Origin of the sequence: Mycobacterium sp., from assembly GCF_032162605.1 — a bacterium.
Taxonomy (GTDB): Bacteria; Actinomycetota; Actinomycetes; order Mycobacteriales; family Mycobacteriaceae; genus Mycobacterium.
Genome location: NZ_JAVROT010000088.1, coordinates 46,397 through 59,509, shown reverse-complemented (window position 1 = coordinate 59,509; position 13,113 = coordinate 46,397). Strand labels below are relative to the sequence as shown.

Below are 13,113 nucleotides of genomic sequence, written 5' to 3'. Positions count from 1 at the left end.
CATCTTCTGGACAACTGTCCGACTGTATTGTGTCGAACCATAACCGCAGCGACCTGCCGGTGGCAAGGTTGGACGTGACCTAGCTGGGACGAATTTTGTGAAATAGCGTTTGTACAGGGATTTCGACTGATCGGCTTGCCTAAATGCGGCGCCGTCGGATAACTTGGACATGTGTCCAGTGATGCAGTGGTCGCGACCACAGAGGTGATCGACGCCGACCCCGGCGAGATTCCGCGCAACCGCCGCCAGGAGGAGACCTTCCGCAAGGTACTCGCCGCGGGCGTGGAGATGCTGCGCGAATCGTCGTACACCGACCTCACCGTGCGCGCCGTCGCCGCCAGGGCCAAGGTCGCGCCTGCCACCGCCTACACCTACTTCTCCTCCAAGAACCACCTGATCGCGGAGGTCTACCTCGACCTGGTCCGCCAGACGCCGTACTTCACCGACGTCAACGAGAGCAGGTTGACGCGCCTGGACCGCACGCTGCATTCGTTGGCTCTGGCAGTCGCCGACGAACCCGAGGTCGCTGCTGCCTGCACCACCGCACTGCTGGGCGGCGGCAACGACGACGCCGTGGGCCGCGTGCGTGAACGCATCGGTGCCGAGATCCACCGTCGCATCACGTCGGCGTACGGCCCCGATCCAGACCAGCGCGTGTTGTCGGCACTGGAGATGACGTTCTTCGGCGCCCTGGTCCAGGCAGGCAGCGGCTACTTCAGCTACCACCAGATTGCCGATCGGCTGACCTACGCGGTCGGCCTAATCTTGGGAGAACACGTATGACAGTCGACACGTCCGCCGTGTTGCTCGACCCGTATGATTACGACTTCCACGAAGATCCGTATCCGTACTACCGCCGATTGCGTGACGAGGCGCCGCTCTACCACAACGCGGACCTGAAGTTCTGGGCGGTGTCCCGCCACACGGACGTCGCGCAGGGCTTCCGCAACAGCACGTCGCTGTCCAACAAGCACGGCGTATCGCTGGACCCGATCTCGCGCAACGAGCACGCGCACAAGGTGATGTCGTTCCTCGCGCTCGACGATCCTGGCCATCTCCGACTGCGCACCCTGGTCTCGAAGGGCTTCACTCCGAGGCGGATTCGCGAACTGGAGGGGCGGGTCACCGAAATCGCGGTACAGCACCTCGACGCGGCGCTCCAGTCGGAGGAGTTCGACTACGTCGACGATTTCGCAGGCAAGCTGCCGATGGACGTCATCTCCGAACTCATGGGCGTGCCCGACGAGGACAGGGTCAGGATCCGCGCTCTCGCCGACGGTGTGATGCATCGCGAGGACGGCGTGTCCGACGTACCCGCCGAGGCGATGCAGGCCTCGGCCGAGCTGCTGATCTACTACTCCGACATGGTTGCGCAGCGACGCGAGAAGCTCTCGGACGATTTGACCTCGGCGCTCGTGGAGGCCGAGATCGACGGTGACCGGCTCACCGACGAAGAGATCATGGCGTTCCTGTTCCTGATGGTCGTAGCGGGTAACGAGACCACCACGAAACTGCTTGCCAACGCCGTTTATTGGGGGTTCAAGAATCCCGACGAGCTCGCCCCGGTCTTCGACGATCACGCACTGGTGAAGCCATGGGTGGAGGAGACGCTGCGCTACGACACGTCGAGCCAGATTCTGGCCCGCGCCGTCTCCGCCGACATGACGCTGTACGACACCACGATTCCCGCCGGCGACGTCCTGCTGCTGCTGCCCGGCTCGGCCAACCGCGACGACCGCGTCTTCTCCGACCCCGACACCTATCGCATCAGCCGTGACATCAGTTCCAAGCTGGTGAGTTTCGGCAGCGGGGCGCACTTCTGCCTCGGGGCACACCTGGCACGCATGGAGGCCCAGGTCGCACTCACCGAGTTCTTCAAGCGCGTTCGTGGCTACGAGGTGGACGAGGCCGGTTCCGTCCGCGTCCACTCGAGCAACGTGCGCGGTTTCGCCCATCTGCCCATCGCCGTGAAGGCCCGCTAGATGCCACGTTTCGCACCGCTCCCCGACCGTCGACCCGCCATCGTGGCCGGCGCTTCAGCAGGCATCGGTGAGGCCACCGCGATCGAACTCGCCGCGCGTGGCTTTCCCGTCGCGCTGGGCGCCCGCCGAGTCGAGAAGCTCGACGACCTCGTCGGGAAGATCCGCGCCGATGGCGGCGAAGCCGTCGGATTCCATCTCGACGTCACCGACCCCAACTCGGTGAAGTCGTTCGTGGCCAGTGCCGTTGACGCACTCGGTGACATCGAGGTGCTGGTGGCAGGCGCGGGCGACACCTACTTCGGCAAGCTCGCCGAGATCAGTACCGACGACTTCAACTCGCAGCTGCAAATCCACCTGGTCGGGGCCAACCGACTGGCAGGCGCGGTCCTGCCGGGCATGATCGAGCGCCAGCGCGGCGACCTGATCTTCGTCGGCTCCGACGTCGCATTGCGCCAACGTCCCCACATGGGCGCCTACGGGGCGGCCAAGGCTGCGCTGGTCGCGATGGTGACCAACTACCAGATGGAGCTCGAGGGCACCGGGGTGCGCGCGTCGATCGTGCACCCGGGACCGACCAAGACGTCGATGGGCTGGAGCCTGCCCGCAGATGCCATCGGGCCCGCGCTGGAGGACTGGGCCAAGTGGGGCCAGGCCCGGCACGACTACTTCCTGCGCGCATCGGATCTGGCGCGCGCCATCACATTCGTCGCCGAAACTCCGCGCGGCGGTTTCATCGCCAACATGGAGTTGCAGCCGGAGGCTCCGTTGGCCACGGTGAAGGAACGTCAACAGCTCAAGCTCGGTGAGGAAGGTATTCCTTCATGACGATTACCAAAGAGGTCCAGCGGGTTTCCGGCGGCGAGGAGGAGTACGGCCACCTCGAGGAGTTCCGCACCGACCCCATCGCCCTGATGAACCGCATTCGCGAGGAATGCGGCGACGTCGGCTGGTTCCAGCTGGTGGACAAGCACGTCGTGTTCCTCTCCGGCGCCGAGGCGAATGAGTTCTTCTTCCGCTCCAGCGACGAGGATCTGGATCAGGCCGAGGCCTACCCGTTCATGACGCCGATCTTCGGCGAGGGTGTGGTGTTCGACGCCAGCCCCGAGCGGCGCAAGGAGATGTTGCACAACTCGGCGCTGCGCGGTGAGCAGATGAAGGGTCACGCGGCGACCATCGAGGGCGAGGTCAAGAAGATCATCGCCGACTGGGGCGATGAAGGCGAGATCGAACTCCTCGACTTCTTCTCCGAGCTGACCATCTACACCTCGACGGCATGCCTGATCGGGTTGAAGTTCCGCGAGCAGCTCGACAGTCGATTCGCGCAGTACTACCACGAGCTGGAGCGCGGCACCGATCCGCTGTGCTACGTCGATCCCTACCTGGACATCGAGAGTTTCCGGATTCGCGATGAGTCTCGCGTGAAACTCGTTGCGCTGGTTCAGGAAATCATGAACGGCCGCATCGCCAACCCGCCTACGTACAAGGCGGACCGCGACATGCTCGACGTGCTGGTGTCGATCAAAGACGAAGAGGGCACCCCCCGATTCTCGGCCGACGAGGTCACCGGCATGTTCATCTCGCTGATGTTCGCCGGCCACCACACCAGCTCGGGCACCTCGTCGTGGACGCTGATCGAACTGCTCCGACACCCCGACGTCTACGCCGACATCGTCAACGAACTCGAGGAGCTCTACGCCGACGGCCAGGAGGTGAGCTTTCACGCGCTGCGCCAGATTCCGTTGCTGGACAACGTCGTCAAGGAAACCCTGCGGCTGCACCCGCCGCTGATCATTCTGATGCGGGTGGCCAAGGGCGAGTTCGAGGTCGAGGGCTTCCCGATTCACGCGGGCGACTTCGTCGCCGCCTCCCCCGCAATCTCCAACCGGATTTCGGAGGACTTCCCCGACCCGGACGCGTTCAACCCGGACCGCTACAACAAGCCCGAGCAGGCCGACGTCGTCAACCGGTGGACCTGGATCCCGTTCGGCGCGGGCCGGCACCGCTGCGTCGGCGCCGCGTTCGCCACCATGCAGATCAAGGCAATCTTCTCGGTTCTGTTGCGCGAGTACGAGTTCGAGATGACACAATCCGCCGACACCTACCGCAACGACCACACGAAGATGGTGGTCCAGCTGGATCGACCTGCCAAGGTTCGCTACCGCAAGCGCCAGGCCGAGAGCAGAGGCCACGATGGGATTTCGTGTGGAAGTGGACCTGGACCTGTGCCAGGGCCACGCGATGTGTGAACTCGAGGCCCCGGACTACTTCACGGTGCCAAGGCGCGGCAAGGTCGAGATCCTCGACGCCGAGCCACCAGACGACGCCCGCGACGAGATCGAGCGGGCCGTCGATATGTGCCCCACCCAAGCGCTTCTCATCAGAGAAAAGGACTAGACAATGGCGTCGTTTACACGTGCTCAACTGGACGATTGGGTGGAGCGGTGGTTGCAGGTCAACCGCGACGCCGAGGCCGCGGGCGACTGGAGGCCGTTGGCGGACTTCTACACTGACGACGCCACCTACGGCTGGAACATCGGCCCGAAGGAAGACGTGATGTGCATCGGCAAGGATGAAATCCGCGATGTCGCACTGGGTTTGGAGATGCAAGGTCTGGAGAACTGGGCCTACGAGTACCAGAAGGTGATCGTGGACGAGAAGGTCGGCGAGATCGTCGGGTTCTGGAAGCAGATCGCCAACAAGAGCGACGGCGCCCGGGACGAGATCTACGGCATCGGCGGCAGCTGGTTCCGGCTGAATGACGACCTGCTGATCGAGTGGCAGCGCGACTTCTTCGACTTCGGCCATGTGCAGAAGGCGTTCATCAAGCTCATCGAATCCGGCGACCTCACCCCGACCATGCAGAAGCGCATCGAACGCAGCGTCGCCGGAGAGAAGCTTCCTGGCTACTACCCGCTCGGCCAAAGTCCCATCCCGATCTGGTGACCTCCCGGCCAAGCGGTTGCTTGGGGGTGCTTGTGACGCACCTAACTAATGGCTCTAGTCTGGCTTCACTGGCTCTAGCGGAAGGCACGTACCGATGAAGACAAAAGGTGCTCTCATCTGGGAGTTCAACCAGCCGTGGTCCGTCGAGGACATCGAGATCGGCGACCCCGTCAAGGACGAGGTCAAGATCCAGATGGAAGCGGCGGGCATGTGCCACTCCGACCACCACCTGGTGACCGGCGGTATCCCGATGATGGGCTTCCCGGTGCTCGGCGGCCACGAGGGCGCAGGCATCGTCACCGAGGTTGGGCCAGGCGTCGAGGACCTCGCGCCGGGTGACCACGTCGTGCTGTCGTTCATCCCGTCGTGTGGCAAGTGCCCGTCCTGTCAGGCCGGCCTGCGCAACCTGTGTGACCTGGGTGCCGGTCTGCTCAGCGGCACCGCGGTCTCCGACGGCACCCACCGCATCACCGCCAAGGGCCAGCCCGTCTTCCCGATGACGCTGCTCGGCACGTTCAGCCCGTACATGGTGGTGCACCGCAGCTCCGTCGTCAAGATCGACGAGTCGATTCCGTTCGAGGTGGCCTGCCTGGTCGGCTGCGGTGTCACGACCGGCTACGGCTCCGCCGTCCGGGCGGGCAACGTCCGGCCCGGCGACGACGTCGCGGTGATCGGAGTCGGCGGTGTCGGCATGTCGGCGCTGCAAGGAGCGGTCAACGCGGGCGCGCGCAACGTCTTCGTCATCGAGCCGGTGGAGTGGAAGCGCGACGCTGCCCTGAAGTTCGGTGCCACGCACGCCTATCCCGACCTGGAGGCCGCGTTCGCGGGGGTCGCCGAGGTGACCCAGGGACTGATGGCCAAGCAGGTCATCGTCACTGTGGGCGAACTGCACGGCAAGGACGTCGACAGCTACGTGAACCTGACGTCCAAGGGCGGCACCACAGTCCTGACGGCCATCGGCAGCATGACGGACACCGAGGTGACGTTGAACCTGGCGATGCTGACCCTGATGCAGAAGAACCTGCAGGGCACCATCTTCGGCGGTGGCAACCCACACTTCGACATTCCTCAGCTGCTGTCGATGTACAAGGCGGGCAAGCTCAACCTCGACGACATGGTCACCCGCCAGTACAAGCTCGAACAGATCAACGACGGCTACACGGACATGCTGGAGGGCCGCAACATCCGCGGCATCATCCGCTACACCGACGCCGACAGGTAATCATGTCCCAGGAGACAGCCGAGAAGTCACCGGTGCTCGTCGCCTCGGAATCGTCGTGGCGGTGCGTTCAGTCAGGCGACCGTGAGGGTTGGCTGGCCCTGATGACGGACGACGTCGTGATCGAGGATCCGATCGGCGAGTCCGTCACCAACCCCGATGGCACCGGCGTGCGCGGCAAGGAGGCCGTGGCGGCCTTCTACGACGCGAACATCGGGCCGAATCAGTTGACGGTGACTCGCGAGGAGACCTTCCCATCGAGTTCGCCGACCGAGATCGCCTACATCCTGGTGCTGCACACCAAGTTTCCGAACGGCTTCACCGCCGCTGTGCGCGGCGTGTTCACCTACCGGGTCAACGATGAGGGTCTGATCATCAACCTGCGCGGCTATTGGAACATGGACGCGATGCAGTTCGGCCAGGAGGACGAGAGCTGACCGGCGCGGTCGTCGTCGGCGGTTCCCGCGGCATCGGCCTGGCGGTCGCAGAACTCCTCGCCGCCGACGGCGTAGGGGTGGTCATCAACGGTCGTGACGACGTCGCGGTCGACGAAGCCGTCACACGCGTCGGGGGCCGCGCGATCGGCTTCCCCGGCTCACCCGCCGATCCGAAGACCGCTCATGCCCTCATCGCAAAGTGCGTCAGTGAATTCGGTGGCATCGACACGCTGATCAACTGCGCGGGGACGGCCGAGCCGGCGGGCTCGTCGATCCTCAACGTGACCTCGGGCCAGTTTCGCGACCTGCTCGACGCACATCTCGGTACGGTCTTCGAGACCTGCCGGGCGGCCGCGCCGAAGATGGTCGCCCAAGGCGGCGGCGCGATCGTCAACACCAGCTCGTTCGCGTTCCTCGGCGACTACGGCGGCACCGGGTATCCGGCTGGCAAGGGCGCAGTCAATGGGCTGACCCTCGCCATCGCCGCCGAGCTGAAGACTGAGCGCGTGCGCGCGAACGTGGTGTGCCCCGGCGCCAGAACGCGGCTGTCCACCGGCGCCGACTACGAAGCCCAGATCGTGGATCTGCACCAGCGCGGCCTGCTCGACGAAGTCAGCATGCAGGGGGCACTCGACGCCGCCCCGCCCGAGTACGCCGCAACCGTCTACGCATACCTCGCGAGTGACCTCGCCAAGGACGTGACCGGTCAGATCTTCATCGCCGCAGGAGGATTCGTAGGCCGCTTCGGCCGACAGACTCCGAGCATCGTCGCCTATCGCGATCACCACGACTCGCCTCCGTGGTCCATCGCCGAGCTGGACGGGGTCATTCAGAAGCGGTAAGCCGCCGATGCAGCTCCCACGACGAACGCTCGACCCAGTTCGTCAGCAGCTTCCCGTCCTCTCGGACGGCCCAGACGGCGGTTCCGGTCATCGCGATGTCCCGCTTGTCCGTCTGCGTGCCAAGGACGCCGTTGTTCCTGCCGGTCAACAGCCAGCGCGAAGTCACCCGGCTGCCGTCGGCGTTTTGGAACGACTCGAGCACTTCGAGGTGCAGGTCGTCGACCGTGGCCAGGAACCGCTCGATCCAGCGTTTGAAGTGGGACGTTCTCGTACGTGTGGAGCGGCGTCACAGCGAAGACACTCGCGTTCGAATCGGGCTAACGCCCAATCGGCAGGGGTTCCGTCAGGTGCGTCTCAATCTCCGCGACCACCTCTTGTACACAGTCGTGTTGGAGGCTGTGCGTGCCGTCGAGCATCACCACCCTCGTGCCGTGGATGCGCTCGGCGTACTCCAGCTTCTGTGACTGCCGGTGCGCGTCAGACCGCGACGACACCAGCAGCAGTGTCGGCGCGGTGACGGTTGCGGTCAGGGGCCGCAGCACATCATCGCCGCGAACACGTTCCAGTTCGTCGAGCACCCGTTGCGGCATCTTGCCAAACAGAGTCCCGTCGAACGCCGTATAGAGCCCGGCCAGCACGGACTGCTTGCGCTCTTCGCCCCAGTACGCGTCCGGGGTATCGCGGATCGCGCGGTCCAGCGCGTCACCGACCGATGTGAACGGCCCAAGTCCCTCGCGGACCCGTGAGTAGAACGCGTCCTGAGCCTGGGCGGAGTCGTAGGACATGCGGGCCGGGTCGATGAGGACAAGCCTTTCAACAACTCCAGGCGCCTTCGCGGCGACGTAGGGCGCGAGCCAGCCCCCACGTGAATGGCCGACCAGCACGGCACCGCCCCCGCCGGTCGCCTCGATCACGGCCAGCACGTCGGCCGCAAAGAACTCCTGCTCGTAACCGCGCCGAGGCTTATCGCTATCGCCACTGCCGCGCTGGTCAATTGAGATGACGCGGTATCGATCGCCCAGCGAGGCGGCCAGACGTGGACCTAGCATGTTGAACGACATGGCAGTGCCGCCGATCCCGTGCAGCATGACAATCAGGGCACCGTCGGGGGCACCACCCCAATCCACCCCGTGGATGACGACTCCACCGGAATCGACCCAGAAGTCGGTCGTCGTCACACCGACACCGCGTTGCCGACCGAATGAGTTGTCGGCTCGTCGTCGCGCAGCAGCGCACAGGCCGCCGCAGGCACGGTGATCCGCACCCGGTCGCCGCGCCGCAAGCTGTCCCGACCCTGGCCCCGCGCCCGCAAGACCTCATCGCCCACCCGCACGCGGTAGTCGACCGCGTCGCCGACGAAGAAGAATGACTCGATCTCACCGTCGAACCCGTTCTGCGTTTCGATCTGCGGCGACGCCGCGGCCTCCACGACTGTCACATCCTCCGGCCGGATCACCACGGTGACTGGCTCACCCGCACTCACCGCGCGGTTGGTGGTGATCTGCAGCGTGCCCATCGAGGTCAGCACCGACGCCCGGGCGGATTCGGCAGCGCCTTCGACCGCGGTGCCGCGGATGAACGTCGCGACGCCGACGAACCGGGCCACGAACTCGCTGTTCGGCTCGTGATAGATCTCCCGCGGTGCGGCCTCCTGCACGATCTTCCCGTTGCGCATCACCGCGATCCGGTTCGACATCGACAACGCCTCGACCTGGTCGTGGGTTACGAACAACGTCGCGATCTTGAGCCGACGCTGGATCGAGCGCAACTCCACGCGCATCTGCTCGCGCAAGGTGGCATCCAGGTTGGACAACGGCTCGTCGAGCAGCAGTACCTTTGGTTGTCGTACCAGCGCTCTGGCCAGCGAAAGCCGTTGCTGCTGACCACCGGACAGCTGGGTGGCGCGCCGGCTGGCGAACTGCTCCAGCCCGACCAGTGTCAGGGCCTCCTCGACCTTGGACTTGATCTGGGCCCGCGGCGTTTTGCGCCCCACCCGCAGCGGGTAGGCGACATTCTCGAACGCGGTCATGTGCGGCCACACCGCGTAGTCCTGGAACACCAGGCCGATGTCGCGCTTGTTGGCAGCGATGACGTACTTACCCGAGACCACCGGCTGTCCGTCGAGCTCGATCAGCCCGCTCGACGGGTCCTCAAGGCCTGCAATACATCTCAGCGTAGTCGTCTTTCCGCAGCCGCTCGGGCCGAGCAGTGTGTAGAACTCGCCGTCGGCCACCTCGAAGGAGACGTCATCCACCGACGGGCGGTCGTTGGGATTGGTGCTGTAATTGTGAAAGAGGTTCTTCACCCGAATCGCCGTCACTGGGTCACCCTCTCGAATCGATTCGTATGTAAGCGTTGATGGACCGATGCGCGGATAACGCTGTCACACCCTGACTTCCGATGAGCGGCGCAGGAACAGCGTCATCGCCAGGGTGGCGATGGTCAGCACCACGCCCAGCGCAGCCGTGCCTGGCCCGTCGCCGGCGAACCACCGCCCGTAGATCAGCGTCGACATCACGATGTTGTTGCCGCTACCAAGCATCAGTGGCAGCGTCAGGTTCTGGATGCTCGCGAGGAACACCACCAGCAACCCGTTGAACAGAACGGGCCGCAGGATTGGCACCAGGACCCGCCATGTCGTCTGGAATCCCGAGCCACCCGAGATGTACGATGCCTCCTCCAGGCCGACCTGGATCTGGGCGATGCCGCTGGTCGTGATCCGGGTTCCGAGCCCGATGAACTGGGTGGCCATCGCCAGCACGATGATCCAGATGGTCCCGTACACGGGCAGCGGAAGCAGTAGATAGACGAACAGGGTGGCCAGGCCGATCACGACTCCGGGAAAGGCGTGCGGCATGAAGGCCAGTAGATCGACGAGCGGCGTGTACCGCGACTTGACCCGGACGATGATCCAGGACACCGCCGTCGAAATCACCATCGCCACTACGGATGCGGTGACACCGAGCACGAAGGTGTTCCACAGCGACAGATGGAACTGGCTGTCGCCGAGGGTGCTTCGGTAGGCCGCCAGCGTGGTGTGCTGCAAGCTGTCCAGCGTCAACGCGCCCAGGTAGGGCTGCGTACTCGTCCACAACAGGATGAGTGCAGGCAGCACGAACGACACTGCGATGTACCCCATGCCGAAGATCAACGCCACCGGTTTCCATCTGCCGAGCACAAGCCGTCGTGGCGGCCGACTCTTCCCGGTGACCGTCACATAGGCGCCCGTCCGGCTGATTATGCGGTTGTACACCCACAGTGGCACCAGCGAGACAAGCAGCAGGAAGACGCCGTAGGCACTCGCGACGCCGTTGTTGGGCAGACCGGTCGCCGGGTTGGAGGCGTCATAGATCCTGGTGCTCAGCACCGACACGCCACCGGGTTTGCCGAGAAGCAGCGGGATGTCCAGCACGGACACCACCGTGACGAACTGATACACCAGCGCACCCACCAGAGCCGGCTTCAGCAGCGGGATGGTCACGGTGCGCAGCACGACGGAAGCGGGAGCGCCGGATGTTCGCCCCGCCTCTTCCAGAGTGTTGCTCATACCTCGCAGCGACGCGGTGATCAGCAGGAACGTCAACGGCACCAGCGCCATCCCCTGGACGATGATCATCCAGGGCACCGAGTAGACGTTGAACGGGCCGGCATCACCGGTGAGTCCGAAAACCCTCCGCAACAGCACGTTCAGGACACCGTTGGTCGGGTTCACCAGCAGGCTCCACGAGATCGCCAGGATGACTGCCGGGATGCCCGAGGGCGCGACGACGAGCAGGAACATCACGTTGCGCAGCGGGATGTCGGTGCGCTCGATCAGCATCGACAACGCGAAGCTGAACACGAACGCGAACAACAGGCTGCCCACGGTGAAGATCACCGTCGTCCCCAGAACTCCGAAGAACTCCGAGCTGAGGAACGCGTCGATGTAGTTCTGCAGGGTCCACACCACGGGCGGCCTGATATCGAGGCCGAGCGTCGTCTTCTGCACGCTGGCGATGATCAGCACCGCCAGCGGTCCCAGTACGAGGTAGAGCAACACCAGCAGTGTTACGGCGATGAAGATCTTGCGGCCGGTCAGCCACCGTCGCCGTCCCCTCATGGGTGCCGCGTTCGGGTGAGTTTCGTTCGCTGCCATCCCGGGGGTCGCTGCTATCGCGGGGGTTGCTGCCATCTATCCAGCCATGATCTTCGCCAGCGCGTCTGACGTGTCAGCCGAGGTCTTCCGCGCCTCCGGGGTGTCGGTGAGGACGAGCGTGGAGCCGACCGGGAGTTCGGTGGGCTTGGATTCGTTCTTCTGGAACTCCAGCTTCTCCTTCTGCGCGCGTCCCTCCGGACCGCCCAGCCAAGCCAGGAAGCAGGCCGTCTTGTTCGGCCGAGGCGTGTCCTTCATCACCAGCGTGTAGTAGTCGCTGGTGGGTACGAAGTCAAGGTACTTGATGCCGATCGGCGCCCCGGCCGCCTGTGATTCCCGAACGTTGGCGTCGGCGGCGCTGGTTGTCAACAGTGCCTCACCGGAGATGACCTTCTGCGCAGAGGCGGTCGCACCCTGGATGATCAGCGGCTTGTCCACGTCCATGAACTTCTTGAACCAATCGATGGTCTCCTGCTGACCGACTGCGGGCGCCATCGTCCCAAGATATTGGCCACGCGGGTCGACGATCACCTTGCCCGCCCACTTCGGGTTGACGAGCTCGGCCCAGGTGGTGGGCAGCTCCTCCGGCTTGACCAGGTTGGTGTTGTACCCGAGACCAGTGAGCAACCGATAGTTCCGGAATGCGTTGGCCTTCCCCTGTTCGATGACTAGATCCTCTCCGAGACCGAGCTTGGGCCAATCCACCTTGAGCACCAGATCCTCGTCGAACAGAGGTTGGAATCCGGGTAGCTCGCCGGCCAGCGCATCGAACGAAAGGCCCCGCCCGACTTGCGATTCGGCGAGCAGCCGCTGGCTGGCATCCTGCGAGCGCAGGTTGGTGTAGGAGACGGCGATGTCGGGGTATTTCGCCTTGAAGGCTTCGATCTCCTTGGCGAAGACAGCGGCGTCGGTGGACGCCACATAGTTCACCGCACCGCTCTCCTTGGCGGCGGCCGTACAGGCTTCATCGGCCGTCGCGCCAAATGGTCCCGACGGTGCCGGGGCGTTGCCGCCGGAGCACCCGGCCACCAGGGCGGTGCCGATCGCGACAGCTGAAAGGGACCTCACTAGACGCCCGCAGACCATCGGCAACAGAGTTTCCTTCCGTCGTACATGTGTGGGTAGCACTCAGCACGCCCAGGGTTCCGCGCCCCGCCGCCTTGGCGGCGGATTTGATTCTGGATATTGGATCTGAAGTTGTCAAGTATCGATCCCTGATCTCGAGCACCAGTGGTTCAGGGACTGCGAGACCGCCAACCGGCGCCCCCAATGCCACAACGTCGTGGCATGAAGCCCAACATCGGTGACAACCATCCCGCACGCGGTCTTCCACCGCAGATCAAAGGTCAACGCGTCTGCGGTCTCCGCTATCGGACAAGCCGTGCAAGCCTGCAGCGTGATCACCGCGGCCACCCCGTCAGCAGGGACGTCAGCAGGGACCCTGAGCCGGCCCCGACCGCTGGGGAACAATCTCGAACGTCTCATCGGGAGACAACTCCCGCCGATGTTCGGCCAGGAACCCGAACGCACCGCCCCAAGGAAACACCCCGGCTACGAC

At 64.5% G+C, this 13,113-nt stretch carries 13 protein-coding genes and 2 pseudogenes; 9 read left to right on the top strand and 6 right to left on the bottom strand.

The annotated features are described in order from the left end of the window. Nucleotides 1-171 precede the first annotated feature (171 nt). From QOI01_RS05120 to QOI01_RS05080, 9 genes are all read left to right on the top strand, one after another. Entirely contained in the window at nucleotides 172-783 is a 612-nt protein-coding gene (locus tag QOI01_RS05120) for a TetR family transcriptional regulator (protein WP_526379105.1), read from the top strand. After that, on the top strand, nucleotides 780-1,982 hold the full coding sequence (locus tag QOI01_RS05115) for a cytochrome P450 (protein ID WP_526379104.1): 1,203 nt from the start codon (nucleotides 780-782) through the stop codon (nucleotides 1,980-1,982). Before QOI01_RS05120 ends, QOI01_RS05115 begins: the two co-directional genes overlap by 4 nt. Then, nucleotides 1,983-2,807: an SDR family oxidoreductase gene (locus tag QOI01_RS05110; RefSeq protein WP_526379103.1), complete on the top strand. Its 825-nt coding sequence runs from the start codon at nucleotides 1,983-1,985 to the stop codon at nucleotides 2,805-2,807. Continuing rightward, nucleotides 2,804-4,228: a lanosterol 14-alpha demethylase gene (gene cyp51 / locus QOI01_RS05105; RefSeq protein ID WP_526379102.1), complete on the top strand. Its 1,425-nt coding sequence runs from the start codon at nucleotides 2,804-2,806 to the stop codon at nucleotides 4,226-4,228. Before QOI01_RS05110 ends, cyp51 begins: the two co-directional genes overlap by 4 nt. Next, nucleotides 4,173-4,376 carry a ferredoxin Fdx gene (gene fdx / locus QOI01_RS05100; protein WP_526379101.1) on the top strand — a complete coding sequence of 68 codons (204 nt, stop codon included), beginning with the start codon at nucleotides 4,173-4,175 and terminating at the stop codon, nucleotides 4,374-4,376. Before cyp51 ends, fdx begins: the two co-directional genes overlap by 56 nt. 3 nt (nucleotides 4,377-4,379) lie before the next feature. Then, on the top strand, nucleotides 4,380-4,925 hold the full coding sequence (locus QOI01_RS05095; RefSeq protein WP_526379100.1) for a nuclear transport factor 2 family protein: 546 nt from the start codon (nucleotides 4,380-4,382) through the stop codon (nucleotides 4,923-4,925). 94 nt (nucleotides 4,926-5,019) lie between these two features. Further along, nucleotides 5,020-6,147 (top strand): NDMA-dependent alcohol dehydrogenase, encoded by a 1,128-nt coding sequence (locus tag QOI01_RS05090; RefSeq protein ID WP_526379099.1) that lies wholly within the window; start codon nucleotides 5,020-5,022, stop codon nucleotides 6,145-6,147. A 2-nt stretch (nucleotides 6,148-6,149) separates the two neighbouring features. After that, the gene (locus tag QOI01_RS05085; RefSeq protein WP_526379098.1) at nucleotides 6,150-6,581 is read left to right on the top strand and encodes a nuclear transport factor 2 family protein; all 432 of its coding nucleotides are present in this window, start codon (nucleotides 6,150-6,152) and stop codon (nucleotides 6,579-6,581) included. Further along, the gene (locus tag QOI01_RS05080; protein ID WP_526379097.1) at nucleotides 6,536-7,423 is read left to right on the top strand and encodes an SDR family NAD(P)-dependent oxidoreductase; all 888 of its coding nucleotides are present in this window, start codon (nucleotides 6,536-6,538) and stop codon (nucleotides 7,421-7,423) included. Before QOI01_RS05085 ends, QOI01_RS05080 begins: the two co-directional genes overlap by 46 nt. Here the strand turns inward: QOI01_RS05080 and QOI01_RS05075 are convergent. The 6 genes and pseudogenes from QOI01_RS05075 to QOI01_RS05050 all read right to left on the bottom strand — a co-directional run. Further along, nucleotides 7,407-7,676: pseudogene (locus QOI01_RS05075) on the bottom strand (nuclear transport factor 2 family protein); the annotation flags it as partial. The gene QOI01_RS05080 and the pseudogene QOI01_RS05075 overlap by 17 nt on opposite strands. A gap of 64 nt (nucleotides 7,677-7,740) precedes the next feature. After that, nucleotides 7,741-8,601, bottom strand: a complete 861-nt coding sequence (locus tag QOI01_RS05070; RefSeq protein WP_526379096.1) for an alpha/beta fold hydrolase — start codon at nucleotides 8,599-8,601, stop codon at nucleotides 7,741-7,743. Then, on the bottom strand, nucleotides 8,598-9,743 hold the full coding sequence (locus QOI01_RS05065) for an ABC transporter ATP-binding protein (RefSeq protein WP_526379095.1): 1,146 nt from the start codon (nucleotides 9,741-9,743) through the stop codon (nucleotides 8,598-8,600). The genes QOI01_RS05070 and QOI01_RS05065 overlap by 4 nt, the downstream gene beginning before the upstream one ends. A 63-nt stretch (nucleotides 9,744-9,806) precedes the next feature. Beyond that, complete coding sequence (locus QOI01_RS05060; protein ID WP_526379094.1) at nucleotides 9,807-11,522, bottom strand: ABC transporter permease; 1,716 nt, start codon at nucleotides 11,520-11,522, stop codon at nucleotides 9,807-9,809. Nucleotides 11,523-11,594: 72 nt separating this feature from the next. Further along, on the bottom strand, nucleotides 11,595-12,623 hold the full coding sequence (locus QOI01_RS05055; protein WP_526379093.1) for an extracellular solute-binding protein: 1,029 nt from the start codon (nucleotides 12,621-12,623) through the stop codon (nucleotides 11,595-11,597). Nucleotides 12,624-12,788: 165 nt separating this feature from the next. Beyond that, nucleotides 12,789-13,101, bottom strand: a pseudogene (locus QOI01_RS05050) (IS5/IS1182 family transposase); the annotation flags it as partial. Nucleotides 13,102-13,113: the final 12 nt, after the last annotated feature.

Coding starts and splice junctions, on each gene's coding strand:
- QOI01_RS05115 (WP_526379104.1), top strand. CDS start 780: ATGACAGTCGACACGTCCGCCGTGTTGCTCGACCCGTATGATTACGAC.
- QOI01_RS05110 (WP_526379103.1), top strand. CDS start 1,983: ATGCCACGTTTCGCACCGCTCCCCGACCGTCGACCCGCCATCGTGGCC.
- cyp51 (WP_526379102.1), top strand. CDS start 2,804: ATGACGATTACCAAAGAGGTCCAGCGGGTTTCCGGCGGCGAGGAGGAG.
- fdx (WP_526379101.1), top strand. CDS start 4,173: ATGGGATTTCGTGTGGAAGTGGACCTGGACCTGTGCCAGGGCCACGCG.
- QOI01_RS05095 (WP_526379100.1), top strand. CDS start 4,380: ATGGCGTCGTTTACACGTGCTCAACTGGACGATTGGGTGGAGCGGTGG.
- QOI01_RS05090 (WP_526379099.1), top strand. CDS start 5,020: ATGAAGACAAAAGGTGCTCTCATCTGGGAGTTCAACCAGCCGTGGTCC.
- QOI01_RS05085 (WP_526379098.1), top strand. CDS start 6,150: ATGTCCCAGGAGACAGCCGAGAAGTCACCGGTGCTCGTCGCCTCGGAA.
- QOI01_RS05060 (WP_526379094.1), bottom strand. CDS start 11,522: ATGAGGGGACGGCGACGGTGGCTGACCGGCCGCAAGATCTTCATCGCC.